The 20,199-nt window shown below is 66.9% G+C and carries 19 protein-coding genes, 1 pseudogene and 1 riboswitch; of the genes and pseudogenes, 6 read left to right on the top strand and 14 right to left on the bottom strand.

Features of this window, described 5'->3' with window-relative positions; translation table 11 throughout:
* Window positions 1-37: 37 nt before the first annotated feature.
* A complete protein-coding gene (locus J3R73_RS05965) occupies window positions 38-607 on the top strand; it encodes a cytochrome b (RefSeq protein ID WP_307423669.1) in 570 nt (189 codons plus the stop codon).
* A 53-nt stretch (window positions 608-660) separates the two neighbouring features.
* On the opposite strand, the pseudogene J3R73_RS05960 reads toward J3R73_RS05965, so the two are convergent.
* Window positions 661-1,572: pseudogene (locus J3R73_RS05960) on the bottom strand (homoserine O-succinyltransferase); the annotation flags it as partial.
* A 39-nt stretch (window positions 1,573-1,611) separates the two neighbouring features.
* Window positions 1,612-1,716, bottom strand: a riboswitch (SAM-I-IV-variant riboswitch).
* Window positions 1,717-2,053: 337 nt separating this feature from the next.
* On the opposite strand from J3R73_RS05960, the gene J3R73_RS05955 reads away from it, so the two are divergent.
* Window positions 2,054-2,788, top strand: a complete 735-nt coding sequence (locus tag J3R73_RS05955) for an SDR family oxidoreductase (RefSeq protein ID WP_307423667.1) — start codon at window positions 2,054-2,056, stop codon at window positions 2,786-2,788.
* Here the strand turns inward: J3R73_RS05955 and J3R73_RS05950 are convergent.
* The 3 genes from J3R73_RS05950 to J3R73_RS05940 all read right to left on the bottom strand — a co-directional run bounded on the left by J3R73_RS05950 (window position 2,773) and on the right by J3R73_RS05940 (window position 6,179).
* Entirely contained in the window at window positions 2,773-3,669 is an 897-nt protein-coding gene (locus J3R73_RS05950; RefSeq protein WP_307423664.1) for a LysR family transcriptional regulator, read from the bottom strand. The genes J3R73_RS05955 and J3R73_RS05950 overlap by 16 nt on opposite strands.
* A gap of 374 nt (window positions 3,670-4,043) precedes the next feature.
* Entirely contained in the window at window positions 4,044-4,616 is a 573-nt protein-coding gene (locus J3R73_RS05945) for a fasciclin domain-containing protein (RefSeq protein WP_307423661.1), read from the bottom strand.
* A gap of 528 nt (window positions 4,617-5,144) precedes the next feature.
* On the bottom strand, window positions 5,145-6,179 hold the full coding sequence (locus J3R73_RS05940) for an aldo/keto reductase (RefSeq protein WP_307423659.1): 1,035 nt from the start codon (window positions 6,177-6,179) through the stop codon (window positions 5,145-5,147).
* A gap of 203 nt (window positions 6,180-6,382) precedes the next feature.
* Between J3R73_RS05940 and J3R73_RS05935 the strand changes: the two genes are divergently transcribed.
* From J3R73_RS05935 to kdgD, 4 genes are all read left to right on the top strand, one after another.
* A complete protein-coding gene (locus tag J3R73_RS05935) occupies window positions 6,383-7,456 on the top strand; it encodes a sugar ABC transporter substrate-binding protein (protein ID WP_307423657.1) in 1,074 nt (357 codons plus the stop codon).
* Between the two features lie 341 nt (window positions 7,457-7,797).
* Window positions 7,798-8,871 (top strand): ABC transporter permease, encoded by a 1,074-nt coding sequence (locus tag J3R73_RS05930; RefSeq protein WP_307423654.1) that lies wholly within the window; start codon window positions 7,798-7,800, stop codon window positions 8,869-8,871.
* Entirely contained in the window at window positions 8,868-9,674 is an 807-nt protein-coding gene (locus J3R73_RS05925) for an ATP-binding cassette domain-containing protein (RefSeq protein WP_307423651.1), read from the top strand. The genes J3R73_RS05930 and J3R73_RS05925 overlap by 4 nt, the downstream gene beginning before the upstream one ends.
* A gap of 91 nt (window positions 9,675-9,765) precedes the next feature.
* Window positions 9,766-10,692, top strand: a complete 927-nt coding sequence (gene kdgD / locus J3R73_RS05920; protein WP_370879847.1) for a 5-dehydro-4-deoxyglucarate dehydratase — start codon at window positions 9,766-9,768, stop codon at window positions 10,690-10,692.
* A 176-nt stretch (window positions 10,693-10,868) separates the two neighbouring features.
* Here kdgD and J3R73_RS05915 read toward each other — a convergent pair whose 3' ends face one another.
* The 10 genes from J3R73_RS05915 to J3R73_RS05870 all read right to left on the bottom strand — a co-directional run bounded on the left by J3R73_RS05915 (window position 10,869) and on the right by J3R73_RS05870 (window position 19,986).
* Window positions 10,869-11,165 carry a hypothetical protein gene (locus tag J3R73_RS05915; protein WP_307423648.1) on the bottom strand — a complete coding sequence of 99 codons (297 nt, stop codon included), beginning with the start codon at window positions 11,163-11,165 and terminating at the stop codon, window positions 10,869-10,871.
* A 391-nt stretch (window positions 11,166-11,556) separates the two neighbouring features.
* Window positions 11,557-11,910, bottom strand: a complete 354-nt coding sequence (locus J3R73_RS05910) for a VOC family protein (protein ID WP_307423645.1) — start codon at window positions 11,908-11,910, stop codon at window positions 11,557-11,559.
* 41 nt (window positions 11,911-11,951) lie between these two features.
* Entirely contained in the window at window positions 11,952-12,458 is a 507-nt protein-coding gene (locus J3R73_RS05905) for a flavin reductase family protein (protein ID WP_307423643.1), read from the bottom strand.
* A complete protein-coding gene (locus J3R73_RS05900) occupies window positions 12,455-13,174 on the bottom strand; it encodes an ABC transporter ATP-binding protein (RefSeq protein WP_307423641.1) in 720 nt (239 codons plus the stop codon). The genes J3R73_RS05905 and J3R73_RS05900 overlap by 4 nt, the downstream gene beginning before the upstream one ends.
* Window positions 13,171-14,031, bottom strand: coding sequence for an ABC transporter ATP-binding protein (locus J3R73_RS05895; protein WP_307423639.1), 861 nt, complete (start codon window positions 14,029-14,031; stop codon window positions 13,171-13,173). Before J3R73_RS05895 ends, J3R73_RS05900 begins: the two co-directional genes overlap by 4 nt.
* Entirely contained in the window at window positions 14,024-15,703 is a 1,680-nt protein-coding gene (locus tag J3R73_RS05890) for a branched-chain amino acid ABC transporter permease (protein WP_307423636.1), read from the bottom strand. The genes J3R73_RS05895 and J3R73_RS05890 overlap by 8 nt, the downstream gene beginning before the upstream one ends.
* 4 nt (window positions 15,704-15,707) lie before the next feature.
* Window positions 15,708-16,805, bottom strand: coding sequence for a branched-chain amino acid ABC transporter permease (locus J3R73_RS05885; protein WP_307423633.1), 1,098 nt, complete (start codon window positions 16,803-16,805; stop codon window positions 15,708-15,710).
* Window positions 16,802-18,040: a branched-chain amino acid ABC transporter substrate-binding protein gene (locus J3R73_RS05880; RefSeq protein ID WP_307423631.1), complete on the bottom strand. Its 1,239-nt coding sequence runs from the start codon at window positions 18,038-18,040 to the stop codon at window positions 16,802-16,804. The genes J3R73_RS05885 and J3R73_RS05880 overlap by 4 nt, the downstream gene beginning before the upstream one ends.
* A 98-nt stretch (window positions 18,041-18,138) precedes the next feature.
* Window positions 18,139-19,221, bottom strand: a complete 1,083-nt coding sequence (locus J3R73_RS05875) for an LLM class flavin-dependent oxidoreductase (protein WP_307423628.1) — start codon at window positions 19,219-19,221, stop codon at window positions 18,139-18,141.
* A gap of 33 nt (window positions 19,222-19,254) precedes the next feature.
* Entirely contained in the window at window positions 19,255-19,986 is a 732-nt protein-coding gene (locus J3R73_RS05870; protein ID WP_307423626.1) for an SDR family NAD(P)-dependent oxidoreductase, read from the bottom strand.
* Between the last annotated feature and the right edge of the window lie 213 nt (window positions 19,987-20,199).

Here is a 20,199-nt window from a genome sequence, read left to right as displayed (position 1 = left end):
TTTGCCGTCCGTCCTCCTCTTTCCGGATTTCCCCGTCATGATTGACCAGACCACCGCCCCTTCCGCCATGCAGCCGGCGGCTTCCCGCTATGACGGCGTGACGATCCTGCTGCATTGGCTGACGGCGATCCTCGTCGTCTGCCTCTTCGGGAGCGCGCTGATCTGGGACGAGCTGGAACGCGGAACCTGGCTGCGCAAGGGCCTGCAATCGCTCCATATCTCCATGGGCCTGCTGCTCGCCGCCGTGATCCTCCTGCGCATCGTCTGGCGTCTCGCCCGTGCGGACGACCTGCCGCCGGCGGCGACCGGCCTCCAGCACCTCGCCTCCAAGGCGATCCACCTGCTGCTCTATGTGCTGCTGGTGGGACAGGTCGCCCTCGGCTTCCTGTTCCGCTGGGCCCAGAACGAGCCCTTCGCCTTCTTCGGGCTGTTCTCGGTGCCGCGCCTCATCGACATCGACCCGAGCCTGCGCCACCTCATCGGCACGCTGCACGACTACACGGCATGGACGATCATCGGCATCGCCGCCCTCCATGCCGCGGCGGCGCTGGGGCATCATTACGTGCTGAAGGACAGGGTGCTCGGGCGGATGGTGCCGGGCATGTAGGACAGATCGGGTCCCGCGGCCGGGCGGGCGGGACCGCGCGCGCCGTTCGCGCTTCCGATGCCGGCGAGGTCGAAGGGCGTCGTCTGGTAGAGCTCGTTGATCCAGTTGCCGAACAGCAGATGGGCGTGGCTGCGCCATTGGTTCAGCGGCGGCCGACCGGGATCGTCCTGCGGGAAATAGCCGTGCGGAAGGCCGATGGGCTTGCCCGCGGCGAGATCACGGAAATACTCGTCGGCGAGCGAATTCGTGTCGTATTCGACATGGTTGAACATATGGAGCGACCGGTGCGCCGGGTCGTGAAGCAGGCACAGACCCGCCTCGTCCGAATCCATCAGGACCTTCATCCCGCTTGCCGCGGGGATCTCCTCGCGCCGAACCTCCGTCCAGCGCGAGACCGGAATCGAGAAATCGTCGGAGAAACCGCGCAGATAGGCCGACGCCGGCTCCAGCACACGGTGGCGATGCACGCCGAACATCTTGCGGGGCAGCGGGTGCTTGGCCATGCCGTGGAAGTGATGGACGGCGGCCTGGGCGCCCCAGCAGACGTTGAAACACCCGTGCACATGGGTCTGCGTCCAGTCGAAGATGCGGCGCAGCTCGTCCCAATAGGTCACCCCCTCGAACGGCATTGTCTCCACAGGCGCGCCGGTGATGATGAAGCCGTCGAAGCGCTCGTCCCGGACGTCCTCCCAGCTGCGATAGAACGAGATGATGTGATCGCTGGACGTATGGCGCGGGACATGGCTGGTGATCTTGACCAGCGTCAGCTCCACCTGAAGCGGCGAGGCACCGAGGAGCCTGGCGAACTGTGTCTCGGTCCTGACCTTGTCGGGCATCAGGTTCAGCAGGCCGATGCGCAGCGGCCTGATGTCCTGGCGCACCGCATCCGTCTCGCGCATCACCATCACCCCTTCCGCGTCGAGGATGGAGCGGGCGGGCAGGTTGTCCGGAATCTTGATCGGCATCGGTTCTGTCCAGCGGTTCGCGGGCGGGACCGACAGTGGCGAGACCCGTTTCGTTGCCGGTTCGGCCACATCCTCCTTGCGGGAGCGCCACCTTGCTCGGGAAGCAGGTTGGCGTCGGGCGTTGCCCAACTCTTGATGTCGGGCGTTTTCTAGGCGGTTCCGTTCGAGTTTGCAACCGACGACATCGCAGCGGAGCGCGAAAGCCGCAGGGCTGCTTTCCGGGGGAGGAACCGATACCGGGCAGCTATGGCGTCGGCCGGCCGTCGGCCATCCCGATGCGATTTGCCGCCGGCTCCATATCGGCTCGCCAGACCTCGCCCTCGACGCCGTGGCGATGGCGCTCGTTCCGAAAATCGTCATCGGATTCTCCGATCGACATAATCGTATCTTCCCGTTTCCCTCAGATATTCGTCGCCTGATAGGCCTCCTGCCGTCGGAGCGGCTCTTTTGTGCTCCGACGGCAGGATGAAGGAGACCGTCATTGTCAAAGGGGAAAGCTGGCGAGCATGTTCTTGTCGTCGGCGGCAGCTCCGGCATGGGATTTGCCCTTGCCGAAAGACTGCTCGCAGCGGGTATCGCAGTCACGATTGTCGGTAGATCGCCGGAACGACTTGCTCAGGCCCGCGAAAAGCTCGGCAATGCACCGAGCCTGCAAGCGGTTACGGCAGACGCCACGAACGAAGAAGATGTCGAGCGCCTGTTCGGATCGGTCGGCACGTTGCACCACATCGTCTCGACCGCCGCCGACGTGAGTGGTGTCTACGTGCCGCTGGCCGACATGAACGTTGCGACGGCGCGCCGAGCTATCGATTCCAAGGTGGTCGCGCCACTTCTGCTGGCCAAGCATGGCGCTCCGCGCCTTGCCGCCGCCGGATCGATCACCTTAACGTCTGGGATCGCCGCCTATCGCCCTGCGCCAAAAGGGTCGGTCGTGGCCGCCGTCAATGGCGCGATCGAATCGCTCGTCTACGCGCTTGCCGTCGAGCTCGCACCCATACGTGTGAACGCCATTTCACCCGGATGGGTCGATACGCCGATCTGGGACTCGGTCGCCGGCGAAGGGAAGACCGCCGCACTCGAAGCCATGGCCAGGCGCCTCCCGGTCGGCCGGATCGGACAGGCGCGCGACATCGCGCAGGCCCTTGAATCGGTCATGCGCAATGGCTTCATCTCCGGGACGGTGGTCCACGTCGACGGCGGTCAACGTCTGGTCTGACGGCGGAGGTGTTCCCTGGCGGTGGAGAGGAATGCGTCCGTCGCCGGGGATTGAACACGCCGCTGCCGCCACATCATCGTGATCGGCGCTGTCAGGCTCGACCCCGACAAGGGAACGCCGATATGGGCGGGCTGCGCAGCGAGAGCCAATCGAGGAACCAGGGCGCAACCGAGACCTGCCTCGACAAGGCCTCGTATCGAACCGATGCTTGCAAATTCGCCGGCGCGCTTCGGACGTCCTGGCAGCGTCGCCGCGAAAACCTCGTCGAACATCTTCCGGTAGATGCAACCGGGCGGGGTGACCAGAAAGGCCTCGTCGACGAGGTCCTCAGGCTTGATCGACTCCCGCCCGGCCAACCGATGGTTTGGCGGCACGATGATCAAAAGCTCCTCTTCGACCACGGCTTCGCTTCGAACACCTGCCGCTGCCGACGCTTCACCGAAGAAGAAGCTCACATCGAGATCGCCATTTCTGATTCCATTGCGCAGCCCGCCACTGTCTGCCGTTTTCAGCGTTATCTCGACGGCAGGATATCGGCGGCTGAACTCGGCGACCAATTCCGGCAATCGGGTTGAGCAAAGCGTTTCAAGGCCGCCGATGACGAGCTTTCCCGACAGGGTAGCGGAGGTACTCGCAACGGCGGCATAGACTTCGTCAGCAAGGTTGATCAGTTCGCCCGCATAGCCGAGCAGGCGCTCGCCCGCCGGCGTGAGCGTCAGCCCCTTGTGCGAGCGGTTGAAGAGCTTCACACCAAGATCGGCCTCCAGAGCCTGAATCTGTTCCGTCACACTCGATTGGGAAAGATGGACCTGTTCCGCGGCGCGCGTGAAGTTGAGGGTCGCTGCAACTGCGGTGAATGTCTTGAGTTGGCGAAATTGCACGCTTTGCCCCGCAAGAAGACGATGTCGGGAAATTCTAGCACAGCCGTGTTTCGCCGTATCCGACAGTTCTCGCGGCCTGCTGGGAACCATGTTTGAATGAGGTCTGCTTGAGCTCCGACCTCATATCCGCCGCATGGCGCAGGAAGGTCGCCGCCTGACGGTGCGGAATTTCGAACAGATGCCTTCCGGCCGCCGGCATGCGACCCTCTCGGCGTTTTTCCGGAAATGGAGATCGCGCTCACCGCCGCAGAAAAATAGCCGGCAAATCGTGCCCGTTTCCGGCCGACGGCCCCCGGGCCAACCCAGCCCTGACGCGTCTTCGGCCGCGTGTCGGCGCGCCGTCGACGGCGCGCCCTTCATCGCCGAAGCCGGCGCTACTGCGGCAGGAGGACGGTGTCGATCACGTGGATGACGCCGTTGCTCTGGTGGACGTCCGCGACGGTGATGATCGCATGATCGCCCTTGGCGTCGATCAGTTCCAGCTTGCCGTGCTTCTTCTCGACGGTGAGCGATCCACCCTCGACGGTCTTGAGCGTGGCCTTGCCGCCTCCCGCCTTCACGGCCGCCATGAGGTCGGCCCCCGACATCTTCCCGGCAACCACGTGATAGGTCAGCACGGCGGTCAGCGTCGCCTTGTTTTCCGGCTTCAGCAGCGTATCGACGGTGCCGGCAGGCAGTTTGGCGAAGGCCTTGTTGGTGGGCGCGAAGACGGTGAAGGGCCCGGGACCTTCGAGCGTGTCGACGAGACCCGCCGCCTTGACGGCCGCGACCAGCGTGGTGTGGTCCTTCGAATTGACCGCATTCTCGATGATGGTCCTGGACGCGTACATCGGCGCGCCGCCCACGCGGACGGACATCTCGGCCGACGCGCCGGACAGCGTCGCGACCGAGCCAAGGGCGGAAACGCCGACGACGGCCAGCATGGTCAGAACGGATTTGCGGATCATGTTTCGTTTCCCTGGTGAGGATGCAGGCATCGATCGCCGCATCAATCAGCTACGACCCCGATACGGGGAAAACGAATCCATGGATCACATATGCTTATCCCACGCGGCGTTTATTCTGAATATCTTCTAATTTACGGAAAGATATGGTGATAGCCCGAGACTATACAGCCGAATTGATTTGAAAATGGGGTCCGATATTGAAATTTTCATTTCGAGATTGATCCGACGCAGCGCCGCGAACGTAGCCGTGATCTTGCCCACGGGCATTTCATCGGCGCGATATTTCCCTTCGGTCGGGCCGTCTGCCGGCCGTCGCGAGGCGCGACATGCCGGAGGGCGCCGCTGCCGTGCCGCTATGAATCTTGATGCTCATACCGGTGTCGGAACAAGAATGGCTGCAGGCGGGCGCCGGTTCTTTCGGCGAGGAAAGGAAGTTCGGGCGGGCAAGCAAGCGCGCCCGACGCCGTTCATTCCGGCTTCGGGCGCGTAGGGGACGAACAGAATCGAAGCGGCGGGCGCAGCCGTTTCTCAACCGCCCGCCGGCACCGGGGCCTTCGGGTCGATCAGCCCCTCTTCCTTCAGGTCCGACCACAGCGCGGCGGGAATGGCGTGCCTGAGATAAGCCAAGTTCTGGTCGAGTTCGGCCACCGAGCGGGCGCCGGGAATGACGCTGACCGCAATGGGGTGGCCGAGAGGGAACTGCAGGGCGGCGGCGGGGAGCGGCACGTTGTGCCGGGCGCAGGCCTCCTCGATGCGGCGCACGCGCGCCAGCACCGGTTCCGGCGCGAGGCGCGTGTTGAAGGTGGCGCCCGCCACGGCGCCGGTCGCCAGGATACCGGAATTGTAGGGCCCGCCGATCACCAGCCTGGTGCCGCGCTGCTCGCACAGCGGCAGCAGCGTTTCCAGCGGCTCCTGCTCGAGCAGCGTGTAGCGCCCGGCGAGCAGGAAATAGTCGAAGCGGCCGGCGACCACGAAGTCCGACAGCATCTGCCACTGGTTGATGCCGACGCCGATCGCCTTGATCACGCCCTGCGAGCGCAAATCGTCAAGAGCCGGATAGGCGCCGTCCATCGCCTCCCTGAAGCGGCTGCGGGCATAGGGATCCTCGCCGGGGCCGAAATGGATCGCCTCGTCGGGATCGTGGATGGCGACCATGTCGACATAGTCGGTGTCGAGGCGCCTCAGCGTGCCTTCCAGCGAGCGCATCACGGCATCGCGGGAATAGTCGAAATCGGCGCGCATCGCCGGCGGGTCGTCCCACAGCGCGGGCTTCAGCTCGCCGGCAGGGATCGGCACGAGATCGTAGCCGACCTTGGAGGAGATCACGATGTCCTTGCGGGGGAGCGCCTTGATCGCCTGCCCGAGCCGGGTCTCGCTCAGTCCGAAGCCGTAGACCGGGGCGGTGTCGAAATAGCGGATGCCCCGGTCGTAGGCGGCCGAGACCGTCGCGATCGCATCGCCCGGATCGACGGCGCGATACATGTTGCCGAGGCCGGTGCCCCCGAGCCCCATGGTGGTCACCTTCAGGCTGTCCGTCACCGCCCTGAATTCGATGTCTGGCATGTCCGCTCCTTTGCCGTTCCATCCCGTACCGCGGCCCGTCCGGTTCGGCGTCGGCGCCGCGGCTTTCGAAAAACGTTTGACACAAAATTTGTCATATAACAATATAACAGGATGACATCGGCAGGTGATTTCCGGGTGGCGATGTCGAGGCGCCGAGGGTCGGCGCGAGCCCGGTCCATAAGAAATTTGCGAGGGAGGACAGCATGGACGACATCAGGGACAACGCTGAGATGCCGGCGATCGCCGGCGGCATGAACCGGCGCAAGGCGTTCATGACGGCGGCGGCGCTCGGCGCCGGCGCAGCCGGCCTCGCCGGCGGGCTGGGCTCGGGCAAGGCCCTGGCCGACACCACCGCCGGCGGCCTGCCGAAGAAGAATTACAAATTCTTCTTCGTGTGCCACGTCACGCTGGACCAGTTCTTCACGCCGACGATCTACGGCATCAAGGACGCCTGCGCCGCCTTCGGCTGTACCTATCAGTGGACGGGATCGCAGAAGAACGTCGTGTCCGAGATGGTCAACGCCATGCAGACCGCCATCGCCCAGAAGGCGGACGGCATCGCGGTCTGCCTCGTCGACCCCAAGGCCTTCGACCAAGCGACGGCGATGGCCACCGCGGCCGGCATTCCCGTCATCGCCTTCAATGCCGACGTGCCCACGGGCAGCCCCAACAAGCGCCTGTCCTATGTCGGCCAGCCGCTCTACACCGCCGGCTACAATGTCGCGCTGAAATGGCTGGCGCAGATCCCGAAGAGCGGCCACGTCATGCTGTCGATCGGCGTGCCCGGCTCGCTCAACACCCAGCCCCGCCTCGACGGCTATATCCAGGCGATCAAGGATCACCGCAGCGACGTCACCTATGACGTCGTCAATACCGGGCCGGATCCGGCCACGGAGATCTCGCGTGTCGAGAGCTATTATCTCAGCCACAAGAACGTCGTCGGCCTGTTCGGCACCGGCGGGTCGGACAGCTATGCCTGCGGCTTCGTATCCAACAAATACGGCCTCGCCAAGAAGGGCGCGGTGGTCGCCGGGTTCGACCTCTTCCCGCAGACGCTCGGCTTCATCAAGAGCGGCGACATGACCTTCACCACCGACCAGCAGGCTTATCTACAGGGCTTCCTGCCGGTGCAGCAGATGTATCTCTACAAGCTCTCGGGCGGCCTCGTCGGCCCGGCGAACAGCGATACCAGCCAGGCCTACGTCACCAGGGACAATGTCGACGCCTATCTCGGCAACACCCGCTTCGAAGGCCGCACCGACGCCGAACCGACGTAAGCGCATTTCGGAGTGTCGATCACCGATCGACATCGTCCGACAATTCGCAGGAACGAAGAAGGCGGCTCGGCGACCCGCAGACACCAACTTTGCTGGAAAGGCGCGATCTTCCTTCTCCCAGGCGGGAGAAGGTGGCGCGTAGCGCCGGATGAGGGTCTGACCTTCGACGACATGAGCGCTTCGCTTTTTCTCGTTGAAAGTCAGTCCCTCATCCCCCTTCCGGGACCCCAAGCATTTCCAGAGGAAACGCGGAGTCCCGACCCGGGAGAAGGCAGCCAATTCATATTCTTCGGCTGCGGGTCGGTGACCCCTTCCACAACCAACCCAGGAAAGCACAGGCAGTGCCGACACTCGAACGAAGCCCGGGAGCGGCGCGCAGGCTGGGCGCCGGGATCCCCGACACGATGCTGGAAAGGCTCGTCGTCCTCCTCTCCCGCTACCGCGAGGCCAGCATCGCCGTCGTCGCCGTGGCGCTCGTCGTCTATTTCCAGGTCGGCAGCGACGGGACCTTCCTGTCCCCGCAATTCATGAGCGTCGTGCTGCGCGAGACCGGCCGCCTCGGCTTGATCGCGGTCGCCGAGGTCATGCTGATGATCACCGGCGAGATCGACCTGTCCGTCAGCGGCACCTTCTCGCTGTCGCCCTACATCATGGCGCTGCTGTCGATCGGCTGGGGCGTGCCCCTTCCGGTCGGCGCCGTCATCGGCGTGCTGCTCGGCGTACTCGTCGGCTTCGTCAACGGCTTCATCACCGTGCGCTTCAAGGTGCCTTCGCTGATCACCACCGTCGGCACGCTGTTCTTCCTGCAGGGCATCACCGTCTCGCTCTACAACAGCCAGGTGATCGTCCCGCCGGTGGAAGAGCCGTTCAACGCCATCTTCGGCGAGAGCCTCTACGATCCCGCCGATGCGCTGCTGTCCTGGCACGGCGTGACGGCGTTCACGCCCTTCCTGTGGGCCGCCCTGATCGTCGCCGGGCTGGCGCTAGTGCTGAACCGCACCACCTTCGGCCTCCACACCATCGCCACCGGCAGCAACATCGTCGGGGCGCGGGAGATCGGCATCCGGACCGACCGCATCAAGATCTACAATTTCATGATCGCCGGCGGCTGTGCCGCCTTCGCCGGCATCGTCAACACCGCCCAGTTCGCCTCCGCCGATCCGCAGGCGGGCAGCCCCTTCCTGACGCTGCAGGCGATCGCCGCCGCCGTCATCGGCGGCACCTCGCTGCTCGGCGGCTCCGGCACGGTCGTCGGCGCGCTGATCGGCGCCTTCATGGTCGCCACCCTCAACAACGGCCTCGTCATGGTCGGCGCGCAGGCGACCGTCTCCGACATCTATCTCGGCGCCGCCATCGTGGGCGCCATGGTGCTCAACGTCCAGATCGACAGGCTCCGCACCCGGAGGCGCAAATGAACGCCCAATCCATTCCGCCGCTCGGTGCGGACGCTCCCGTCATCCTCGAGATGTCGCATATCAGCAAGAGTTTCGGCGCCGTCACCGCCCTCGTCGACGTCAGCATCCGCCTGCGCCGGGGCGAGGTGCTGGCGCTGGTCGGCGACAACGGCGCCGGCAAGTCGACGCTGATCAAGATCCTCTCCGGCTTTCACCAGCCCGACACCGGCACCATCGCCTCGAAGGGCAGGCAAGTCCGTTTCGCCTCGCCGCGCGACGCCCGCGCGCACGGCATCGAGACCGTCTACCAGGACCTCGCGCTGATCGGAGACCTGCCGATCTACCACAACATGTTCCTCGGCCGGGAATACCATAAGCGCTTCCTCGGCCTGAACCTGCTCGACAACCGCAAGATGCGCGAGCTGGCGCAGACCTATCTCGGCACGCTCGGCATCTCCATTCCCAACGTCAACAGCACGGTCGACCTGCTCTCCGGCGGCCAGCGCCAATGCATCGCGGTGGCGCGGTCGATCTATTCCTCGCCTTCCATCCTCGTGCTCGACGAGCCGCTCGCCGCCCTCGGCGTGCGCGAGAGCGCCCATGTGCTCGGCCTGATCCAGAACCTGCGCCGCCAGCGCAACGTCTCCGTGATCCTGATCGTCCACAACTACAACCAGATCTTCGAAGTCTGCGACCGCATCAACTTCCTGCATGCGGGCGAGATCGTGCTCGATGCCTCGACCTCGGAGACGAGCGAGGAGGAACTGATCCGCATCGTCAAATCGGGCCTCGGCCGGCGCGCCGTCGACGCCCAGCCGGCATGACCCGCCACGTCTTCCGGGCCTCGTCCGGTTTCGTCAACACGCGGCCCTGCGGCCGCACGGCCCGATCGCGGCCCAATATGGAGTACCCGTCTTGACCTTCTCCCCCACCGACCTCGCCAAGGCCGTTGGCCAAGGCCTGCTTTCCTTTCCCGTCACCTTCTTCGACGACGACGGCGCCTTCGACGAGGCGGGCTATCGCGCCCACGTCGCCCGCCAGGGCGTGGCCGGCGCGGGCGGCCTGTTCGCCGCGGGCGGCACCGGGGAGTTCTTCTCGCTGACCCTCGACGACTACAAGCGCGTGGTGCGCGCGGCCTCCGAGGAGGTTCCCGAGAGCCTGCCGCTGCTCGCCGGCGTCGGCTACGGCACCCATATGGCGGTGGAGTTCGCCAAGGCGGCCGAGGCGAACGGCGCCGACGGCCTGCTCGTCCTGCCGCCCTATCTCGTCCATTCGGAGCAGGAAGGCCTGCGCCGACACCTCGCCGCGATCTGCAATTCGGTTTCCATCGGCGTCATCGCCTACAACCGTGACAATGCGGTCATGGCGCCGGATACCGTCGCCCGCGTCGCGGAGGAATGCCCCAACCTCATCGGACTCAAGGACGGCGTCGGCAATGTCGAGCTGCTCAATGCGCTGCGCTACCGCCTCGACGACCGGCTGGTGTTCATCGGGGGCATGCCGACGGCCGAAGTCCATGCCGCCGCCGCGCTCGCCATCGGCATGAACACCTATTCCTCCGCCATCTACAACTTCGCCCCGCAGACCGCGCTGCAGTTCTTCGACGCCCTGCATGCCGGACGCAAGGCCGAGATCGACGATCTCATGCGCAGCTTCTTCCTGCCCTACCTCGCCATCCGCAACCGCCGGGCGGGCTACGCGGTGTCGATCGTCAAGGCGGGGGCGCGCATCGCCGGCATTCCCTGCGGCCCGGTGCGCACGCCGCTCCTCGACCTCACGCGCGAAGAGGAGCACGAGCTTGCCGCCCTGATGGAACGGTGCGGCATGCCCGTAGCAGGCTGAGGCATTCGGGGACTCCGCATTTCCGGAGGAAATGCTCTGGGGATTGAAGCCCCAACTACTCCGCTTTGATCGTGGTCAACGCGGCGCTGCGGCGCCCAACATTGACGGCGCTCCAAACGAAAGGAGCGCGCATGGCCTGCGCGCTCCGCTCTTCACCGATGTGCCGGACCGCCCGGTCAGCAGGGCGGATTGCCCTCCGTGCCGCAGGTGCCGGAGGCGGTGCCGTTGCCGCCGCCGCTCTCCGACGTGCCCGTCTTCGGCGTGCTGCTGGTCGTACCGGTCTGATCGCCGCCGGCCGCATTGGGAGCGCCGTTGCTGGTGGCACCGCTGACCGAGCCGCCATTCGCACCCGCTCCATTCGTCGTGCCGGTACCAGTCGTCCCGCCGGCGCCACCGGTCGCCTGAGCGAAAGCGCTGGCGGGCGCCGCAAGCATGACCAGGACCGCACCATATTTGAGAATATTGTTTACCATGACGAAACCTCCATACGAGAATGAGAGAAAAGCAAGCCATCGAGACGGATGCGCGATGCGTCCGGCTCGTGGTTAAGACTGATCGCAACCATGCGAGAGTCTCGGGGCGTCGTAATTCTCCTCGCCAGGCGCTGTCGCTTTGGTCTAGAGCAAACGCCCTGCGCTCCTATCCGACGCATGAGAAGATAATAAGTTCCGGATCGCCTCCCGCTATATTCACTTCGGACGCCTCTCGATCCATGGAAACTATTTTTTCATGGAGCACGGAACCGATATGCTGATGCTCTTTTCCGAATTCCTAGATGTGGGATAGAAAAGTGCTACGCTTTAGCTTCGCCTGATCCTCCGACCCCTTGGGAAGGAGGCCGGTCCCAGGCGCCCCCGCGCTCTTTCACGCGTTGCGCTGGAAGAGCTGAAGATACTGGCCCGCCGGATCGACGAGGGTGACGGTACGGCCATGGCTGCCCATGTCGGCCGATGCGGCGATCGCGATGCCGGCGTCCGCGAGCCGCTCGATGCGGGTATCGAGATCCGTGACTTCGAATACGGCCACGGCGCCGGCCGCGCCTTCCGGATATTCGCCATCGGAGGCGAGCGCGAAATTGGCGCCGCCCGCATCATATTGGACCCAGCGTTCCCCATCGGCGAATTTCGGCACCAAGCCGAGCACGGCCTCATAGAAGTGCCGGCTGGCCCGGATATCGGTTGCCTTCACATAGACGTTCTGCAATTTCTTGATGGTCATCCCGGTCCTGTCCCGTTTGCCCGCCGGCTGCCCGCGGCCGATCAGCCCGCCGCGAACGCGCCGGCCCGATAGAGCAGCGCCGCCCGCTCCGGCGATATCGTCGTCGCGGCGACGGCGCCGAGGAAGACGGTGTGCGTGCCCCAGTCGATCGCCTTGATGACCCGGCAGTCGAAGACGGCGACGGCGTCGGCGAGCGCAGGCGCGCCGGTCGACAGCGAACGCCAGTCGCCGACCTCGAAGCGCTCCGCCCCGCGGGCGCCGCCCCGGCCGGCGAAGCGCTCGGCGAGCCCGCGATGCTCGGCGGCAGCGACGTTCACGCAGAAGGCACCGCTCGCCAGGATGGCGGCATGGCCCTCCGCATCGCGGTTGACGCAGACGAGGAGCGTCGGCGGATCGGCGGACACCGAGCAGACGGCGGTCGCCGTCAGGCCGCGCCGATCCCCCTCGCGCCCCGCGGTGACGATGGTCACCCCGGCGGCGAGTTCCCGCATCGCGGCGCGGAAGTCCGAGGCGTCGACGAGGGAGGGCGCTGCGGGGGCGATCGTCATGCGTCATATCCGAGATAGGCGCTGCGCACGCGCGGATGGCTGATGAGTTCGAGGCCGCGACCGGTGAGTGTGATGTCGCCGGACTCGAGCACGAAGGCGCGGTCGGCGATCTCCAGCGCGCCATAGGCGTTCTGCTCGACGAGGAGCACGGTAACGCCTTCGCTGTTCACCCGGCGCACGGCGTCGATCACGAGGTCGACGACCTGCGGCGCCAGGCCCATGGTCGGCTCGTCGAGCAGCAGCACCTTCGGCGCCGCCATCAGGGCACGGCCCATGGCGACCATCTGCTGCTCGCCGCCGGACAGGGTGCCGGCGACCTGGCGGCTGCGCTCGCGCAGGCGCGGAAAGAGTTCGAGCACATGATCGAGATCGCGTTTCCGCGCCGCGTGGTCGGTGCGTGCATAGCCGCCGATCTCGAGATTCTCGGCGACGGTCATGCGGCCGAACAGCCGCCTGCCCTCCGGCACCTGCGACAGCCCGCGGCGGACGCGCTCATGCGGGGGCAGCGCCGTGATGTCCTCCCCGCCGAGCACGATGCTTCCCCGGCGCACGTCGCGCAGGCCGCACAGCGCGTTCAGGATCGTGGTCTTGCCGGCGCCGTTGGCGCCGACGATGGTGGCGATCTCGCCGGCCTCGACCGTGAAGCTCGCCTCCCGCACGGCCGCGATCTCGCCATAGGCGACGGTGAGGCCGGACACCTGCAGCGTCTTGCTCATGCGCTCCGCGCTCCCTCCGGCTGAGGCTGGCCGGTCATGGCGGCCGGCGTGTGGACCTGGCCGCTGCGGCGGCCGAGATAGGCCTCGATCACCCGCTCGTCCGCCTGGATCTCGGCGGGGGTGCCTTCGGTCAGGATGGCGCCGCGGTTGAACACGGTGATGCGCTCGGCCACCGCCATCACCACGCGCATATGGTGCTCGATCAGCACGACCGTGACGGCGAGCTCGCCGCGGATGCGCTCGATCAGGTCGACGAGCGCCCTGCCCTCCGCCGGGTTCATGCCGGCGGCCGGCTCGTCGAGCATCAGGATGCGCGGACCGGCGACCAGCGCCCGGGCGATCTCGAGCCGGCGCTGGTCGCCATAGGGCATGTGCCGGGCGATCTCGCCGGCGCGATGCGGAATGCCGACGAAGGCCAGATATTCGCGTGCGCGCTCGCGGGCCTCGGCCTCCTCGCGGCGGAAACGGCCGGTGCCGGCGATCGCCTCCCAGAAGGTGGCGCGCAGCCGCCGGTGCTGGCCGACCAGCACATTGTCGAGCACGCTCATATTGGGGAACAGCCGGACGTTCTGGTAGGTGCGGGCGACGCCGTGCCGCGCCACCACATGAGCCGGCAGGCCGTCGATGCGCGCGCCGCCGAGGAAGATCCTGCCGGCGGTCGGCGGCACGAAGGCGGTGATGCAGTTGAAGGCGGTGGTCTTGCCGGCCCCGTTCGGACCGATGATCGCATGCACGCTGCCTTCGAGGACGTCGAGGTCGATGTTGTCGATGGCTACCATGCCGCCGAAGGCCTTCTTGAGGCCGCGGACCTGGAGAAGCGGGGCGCGGGTCTCGCCCTGCGGACGCATGTCAGGCATCGGCGTCTCCTCCGACGCGGCTCGCCGGCCACAGGCCGTCGGCGCGCTTATGCATCATCGCCACCAGGGCGATGCCGTAGAAGAGATAGCGGAACTCGCCGAATTCACGCAGCAGCTCGGGCAGGCCGATCAGCACGATGGCGCCGACCAGCACGCCGGGCAGGCTGCCGAGGCCGCCGATCACCAGGATGGCCAGCACGTTGATCGAGACCAGCAGCTGGAAGGAATGCGGATAGACCGAGCCGATCAGCGCGGCGAACACCGCACCGGCGGCGCCGGCGAAGGCCGCGCCAATCGTGTAGGCGAGGAGCTTGGAGGCCACCGGATCGATGCCCAGCGCCTGCGCGACGTCCTCGTCCTCGCGCATGGCGAGCCAGGCCCGTCCGATGCGCGCATGCTGGAGCCGCCAGGAGATGAAGGCGACGACGCCGGCGAGCGCCAGAGCCAGGTAGTAGAGCGAGGCCGGCGATTTCAGCGACAGGCCGAACAGGCTCGGCGGATCGATCTCGATGATGCCCTGCGAGCCGCCGAGATAGGGCGCCAGCGCATCGGAAAGGACGAGCAGGCGGATAATCTCGCCGAGCGCCAACGTCGCCATCGCCAGGTAATCGCCCCGCACCCGCAGCACCGGCAGGCCGAACAGCATGCCGGCGCCGGCCGCGAGCACGACGGCGACGGGGAGCGCCACCCAGAACGACACGTCGGCGACCGCCAGCGGCCCCGAGGAGCACAACAGCGCCACGGTATAGGCGCCGACCGCGAAGAAGGCGACGAAGCCGAGATCGACGAGGCCGGCGAGGCCGAGCTCGATATTGAGACCCATTCCCATCAGCATGTAGAGGGCGACCAGCATCGCCACCTGCGCCACGAAATCGTCGGTGACCAGGGGCAGGACGCACAGCCCGGCGAGCAGCAGGCCGACCCGCCATTTCGAGGCTGCGCCGCCGCCCGCCGCCTTGCGCGCGCCGGCCAGCCGGTCCTTGGCGAGGACGAGGCCGGAGACGAGGGCGAACAGCACCACGGCGCCGCCCGGCTCGATGCCGCCCGAGCCGAACACCATGCCTTCCAGCCCGGGCAGGGCCGGCAGATTGTCGAAGATGCTGACGAAGACGTCGCGGAACAGGCCGGCGACCAGCACGGCCCAGAAGCCGCCGGTCACCGCGCGCCGGACGGGAGCCGGCAATGCCGCGACGAGGCCGCCGACGAAGCCGCAGGCGGCGCCGAGCGCGGCGAGCTGGGCGAGGGCCTGCGGCGAGGCGATCGGCGCGCCGAAGCTCAACGCCTTCGCCAGCATCGGGCTCGCGGCGACCAGCGTCGTGCGCAGGTTGAAGGAGGCGAGCAGCAGCAGGAGCGCCGCCACGACGGCGCCGCCGGCGAGGCCGGCAAGGCCGCCATGGAAGAGCGCGGTCGCGAGAGGCGGCCTGGTCCGTCCGCCCTCGCCGGCCCGTCCGGCCACCTGGCCGGCGGCGATGGCGATCAGCGCGAAGGCGATCTGCGACAGCGTCAGCGAATTCTCGATGACATGGCGCTTGTCCATGGCGACATAGGCGCCGATCAGCGCGAAGGCCGCCGCCGCGAGGCCGGCGAGACCGCCGATGCGCAGCGTCTCGACCAGCGGAACGCCGCGACGGCGCGAGACCCTGAAGGAACTGGTGACGACTTCGAAGGACATGGCGTCAAGCCCGTTTCGAGGCGAGTCGCTCGCCGAGCAGACCCTGGGGGCGGAAGATCAGGATCATGACGAGCATGCCGTAGCCGATCACGTCCTTGAGCTGGTAGGGCGCGGGAATGTGGAACCCCTCGAGGACCAGGGCCGGCCCGAGCGCCTCGGCGACGCCGAGCACCAGTCCGCCGAGAAGGGCGCCGCCCAGATTGCCGATGCCGCCGAGAATGGCGGCGGCGAAGCCCTTGATGCCCAGGGAAAACCCCATGAACACGGTGATCTGCTTGAACACCACGGCATAGAGCACGCCGGCGACGCCCGCCATGGCGCCGCCGATGGCGAAGGTGGCGACGATGACCCGGCCGACGTCGATGCCGACCAGGGCGGCGGCGTCGCGGTCCTCGGCCACCGCCCGCATCGCCTTGCCGAGCGGGCTCAGCCGGACCACGGCGAGCAGGCCGGCCAGCACCACGAGCGCCGCGCCGAAGGCGACGAGCTGGGGGATCGGCACCGGCAGGCCGAACAGGTCGAGCGTGCCTTCCATCCAGCCGAAGCCCGGATAGGCCCGGTTGCGCGTGCCGAACAGGCCGCGCGCGGTATATTGGAGCACGAAGGAGAGGCCGATGGCGCAGATGAGCGGCGCCAGCGAGCGCACATGCAGGAACGGCCGATAGGCCACCCGCTCGATGCCGAGGGAGACGGCGGCCCCGGCGGCCATGCCTGCGGCGAGCACCAGCGGCAGCGCCAGCAGCGGCGCCGCCCGCAGGAGCCCGAGATCGTTCAGGCCGCCCGCCGCGAACAGACCGGCGAAGGAGCCGACCATCATCACGTCGCCATGCGCGAAATTGATCATGCGCAGGATGCCGTAGACCATGGTGTAGCCGAGGGCGATCAGGGCATAGAGGCTGCCCATGGTGAGGCCGAACACCGCGAAGGACACGAAGTCGGCGAGGGAATAGGTGCCGGCGGTGAGACCGCCGGCAAGCCCCGTGAGGAGGAGGACCGCGACGCCGGCCCGGATGGCGAGCAGCACGTGGTCGACCCAGGTCGACCGGCGCCGCCATTCGGCGAATGCTCCCGGCTCCCGGCCGGCATGCATGGCCTCGCTCATGGATAGATCCGCTTCGGATTGGTGCCGGGCGCGAACGAGGCCGTGTCGTCGCTGGTGAACTCCCAGATCGCATAGGTGGCGGCGGCGCAGTCGCCATGGGCGTCGCAGCTCAGCGTACCCGTCAGACCCGGCAGGTCCTTGGAGGCCATCATGGCGTCGTACAGCGCCTTGCGGCCGACATAGAGGTTGCCGTCCGCGTCGGTCTGGGCCACCGCCTTGATCGCCGTCATCGTCAGCAGCGCCGCATCATAGCCATAGGCGCTGAAGCCGCCGATCGGCGCTTCGCCGTAATCGGCCGTGAAGGTCTTCACGAAGGCGGGAAAGCGCGGGGAGAACAGGTCGGTCGAGGGCCCGACGATGTTAAAGCCGACGATCTTCGGGCCGACCGCCTCGATCACATTGGCGCTGAACACACCTTCGCCTCCGATCACCTTGGTGTCGGAAAGGCCGGGCACCTCGTCCTTCTGCCGCATCAGGAAGCCGATGGTGGAGGTGAAGACCGGCGTGAAGATCAGGGCCGGCTTCTTGGTGGCGATGCGGGTGAGCACCGGGCGCAGGTCGGTGTCGGTGGGCGAGACCGCCTCGCTGGCGAGGACAGTGCCGCCCTTGGCGATGAAATCCTTCTCGAAGGCGCGGACGAGCTGCTCGGTATAGGGGCTGCCGTCATGGATGGTGGCGGCGCTCTTCAGACCGAGCTTGTCCCAGACATAGTCGGCGGTGAAGGCCGCGCTCTTGAGGTCGTTCGGCACGACGCGCAGAAAGCCCTGGAAGCCTTCCGGCCGGTCGGCGGCGGTGAGCGCCGGCGCGGTGGCGCCGATGCCGACGCTGGGAACGCCGAGCTTCCACAGGATCGGTGCGCCGGCCCGCGCGCCGCTGGAGCAGCTCGGTCCGAGCACGGCGAGGATCTGTTTGTTGCCAGCCAGCTTGGTCGCCGCCGTCTGGCCGGCCTCGGCGGTGCACTGCGCATCCTCCTCGATCAGCTTGACGGGAAAATCCAGCACCTTGCCGCCGGCATCCTTGATCGCCACCTCGGCCCCGCGCAACTCGTCGATGCCCTGGTTGGTATCGCCACCGGACTGCGAGGCATAGCCGCCGATGACGATCGGCTGCCCCTTGGCGATCTTGACCACGCCGAGCGCGTCGGTGACGGGGCCGAGCGTCTCGGCCCGGCTGCCGGCTGCGGCGAGAAACACCGCGGCGAGCGTCGCCGCGGAAACGAATATCCTCTTCAACATCGTCCATCCTCTGGTTGGCGCGCGGCCTTTTCGCGGCCGCGTCGTTCGAAAGATCGGATGCGGCCCGGGCCCGCCTCACCGGCCGGCCCGTCCCGCCGTCACTCAGCCGCGGCCGCTACCGGCGATCCGATGGCCGCGAGCGGCCCCACTTCCCGCTCGACCAGCGGCAGCACCTCGGCGCCGAAGCGCTCCAGCGCGCGCCGGGCCCGGGCGACCGGCATGTCGCCGAACTGGAAGAAGCAATTGTAGTGGACCGGGTTGAGCCGGCGGATTTCCGCGACCAGCCGTTCGGCGACATAGTGCGCGTCGCCGATCAGGAGGTTATCGCGGAAGGTTTCGAGGGCAGGCTCGTCGGGGAGCGGCGCAGCTTCGACGAAGGAGCCGTTCAGCGTCAGCACATTGCTGCGCAGGCCATGCACCATGCGCCCGACATAGCGGGCGCGCTCGGCCGCTTCGAGCGCCTCGGACGCGCTGTCGGTGACGTGGATATATTGCTGCAGCGCCACCGGCATGCGGGCGCCGTCGAGCCCGGCCTGGACCCAGGCGGAGCGGACCTGCTCGGTGATGCCGAACAGCGCTTCCGAGCCGCGCCAGCCGGCGGTGACGAAGGGAACGCCGCCCCATTTCGCGAGGGCCTTGAGGATCGGCGGATGCGGCGAGGTGCAGTAGACGGGCGGCATCGGCGCCTGCACCGGACGCATGGTGACCACGGATTCCGGCAGCGTGACGTGCTTGCCCTGGAAAGCGGCCCGGCCCTGCGTCAGCACCTGCTCGACCACGGCCCAATATTCGAGGAAGATCTCCGTCTTCAGGGCGACGTCGGCGCCATAGCGCTCGAACTCATAGGCCTGGTAGCCGGTCCCGACGCCCAGCACCGCCCGCCCGCCGCTGAGCTGGTCCAGCAGCCCGATCTCCTGCGCGACGCGCATCGGCTGGTAGAGCGGCAGCACGACGACGCCGGCGCCGAGCCGGATGCGGCTGGTATGGCCCGCCATATGGGCGGCGACCATCAGGGGCGACATGCTGATCGAGTAGTTGGTGAAGTGGTGCTCGGCGAACCAGGCGATGTCGAAGCCGATATCCTCGGCCAGCTTCACCATGCTGCGTGTATCGTCGATGACCCCCGCGATCCCGCCGGGATTGTCGCGCAGGCCCATGAGATTGAATATGCCGAAATGCATCTTATACTCGGATCTTGAATGGTTATGACTTGATCATGGAATGAAATAGCCGCCGCTGATCGCGACGGTCTCGCCGACCATGTATCTGTTCTTTTCGGAAATCAGGAAGATCACGACGTCGGCGATATCCTCGGGCTCCGCAGCGCGGCCGAGCGCGGTCTGCGCCGCGAGTTCGCCGAGGAAACCGGCGGCGCGGGCCTTCTCGGTCGCGATGCCGGCCGGCGCCACGCCGTTGATCAGGATGTTGTCGGGCGCGCAGGCCAGGCCCATGCTCTTGGTCAGGCTGACCACCGCCGCCTTCATCGCGGCGTAGTGGGCATTCTTCGGATGGGCCTTCAGGGCGTCGATCGAGGCGATGTTGACGATGCGTCCGCCGCCCTGCGCCTGCATGTGGGCGATCGCCGCCACCGAGACGTTGTAGAGGCCGCGCACATTGACGGAGAAGCTGAAATCCCAGTCGGCGTCGGTGATCTCGAGGATGGGGCGGCGCGGATAGACGCCGGCGCAGTTGACGAGGCCATCGACCCGGCCCGCCCGCGCCACCGCGGCATCGACCAGGGCCTTGGCGCTCTCGCGCGTGGTGATGTCGCCGATCACCGAGAAGGCGCGCCCGCCTCCGGCCTTGATCGCGTCGACGGTCGCCGCCGCGCTCTCGGCGTTGAGCTCGATGATGGCGACCTCGGCGCCCGCCGCCGCGAGGCCGAGGCAGATGGCCCGGCCGAGACCGCTGCCTCCACCGGTGACGATAATGGCTTGACCCTGCATGGAGGCTCCGATTCCGGAAGACGTAGGCTGTTGCCGGCACATCCCGGTGCCGTTGAAGCGACTGTCCCAGAGCGCAGGCCCCCATGGCAAACGATGAATTCTTATGGAGCGATAAGGAAAATCGCCCTTCTCCCGTCTCCGCAAGCGGGGCTTGGCCAAGCATAAGAACAGCTAATTTGCCGAACTTCCCCGCGCTTCCTATGCTCCCGGGCA

This window comes from Labrys monachus (assembly GCF_030814655.1).
Taxonomy (GTDB): Bacteria; Pseudomonadota; Alphaproteobacteria; order Rhizobiales; family Labraceae; genus Labrys; species Labrys monacha.
This window is presented reverse-complemented; position numbering and strand designations above follow the sequence as displayed.

Coding starts and splice junctions, on each gene's coding strand:
- J3R73_RS05965 (WP_307423669.1), top strand. CDS start 38: ATGATTGACCAGACCACCGCCCCTTCCGCCATGCAGCCGGCGGCTTCC.
- J3R73_RS05945 (WP_307423661.1), bottom strand. CDS start 4,616: ATGATCCGCAAATCCGTTCTGACCATGCTGGCCGTCGTCGGCGTTTCC.
- J3R73_RS05940 (WP_307423659.1), bottom strand. CDS start 6,179: ATGCCAGACATCGAATTCAGGGCGGTGACGGACAGCCTGAAGGTGACC.
- J3R73_RS05935 (WP_307423657.1), top strand. CDS start 6,383: ATGGACGACATCAGGGACAACGCTGAGATGCCGGCGATCGCCGGCGGC.
- J3R73_RS05925 (WP_307423651.1), top strand. CDS start 8,868: ATGAACGCCCAATCCATTCCGCCGCTCGGTGCGGACGCTCCCGTCATC.
- J3R73_RS05915 (WP_307423648.1), bottom strand. CDS start 11,165: ATGGTAAACAATATTCTCAAATATGGTGCGGTCCTGGTCATGCTTGCG.
- J3R73_RS05910 (WP_307423645.1), bottom strand. CDS start 11,910: ATGACCATCAAGAAATTGCAGAACGTCTATGTGAAGGCAACCGATATC.
- J3R73_RS05905 (WP_307423643.1), bottom strand. CDS start 12,458: ATGACGATCGCCCCCGCAGCGCCCTCCCTCGTCGACGCCTCGGACTTC.
- J3R73_RS05900 (WP_307423641.1), bottom strand. CDS start 13,174: ATGAGCAAGACGCTGCAGGTGTCCGGCCTCACCGTCGCCTATGGCGAG.
- J3R73_RS05895 (WP_307423639.1), bottom strand. CDS start 14,031: ATGCCTGACATGCGTCCGCAGGGCGAGACCCGCGCCCCGCTTCTCCAG.
- J3R73_RS05890 (WP_307423636.1), bottom strand. CDS start 15,703: ATGTCCTTCGAAGTCGTCACCAGTTCCTTCAGGGTCTCGCGCCGTCGC.
- J3R73_RS05885 (WP_307423633.1), bottom strand. CDS start 16,805: ATGAGCGAGGCCATGCATGCCGGCCGGGAGCCGGGAGCATTCGCCGAA.
- J3R73_RS05880 (WP_307423631.1), bottom strand. CDS start 18,040: ATGTTGAAGAGGATATTCGTTTCCGCGGCGACGCTCGCCGCGGTGTTT.
- J3R73_RS05875 (WP_307423628.1), bottom strand. CDS start 19,221: ATGCATTTCGGCATATTCAATCTCATGGGCCTGCGCGACAATCCCGGC.
- J3R73_RS05870 (WP_307423626.1), bottom strand. CDS start 19,986: ATGCAGGGTCAAGCCATTATCGTCACCGGTGGAGGCAGCGGTCTCGGC.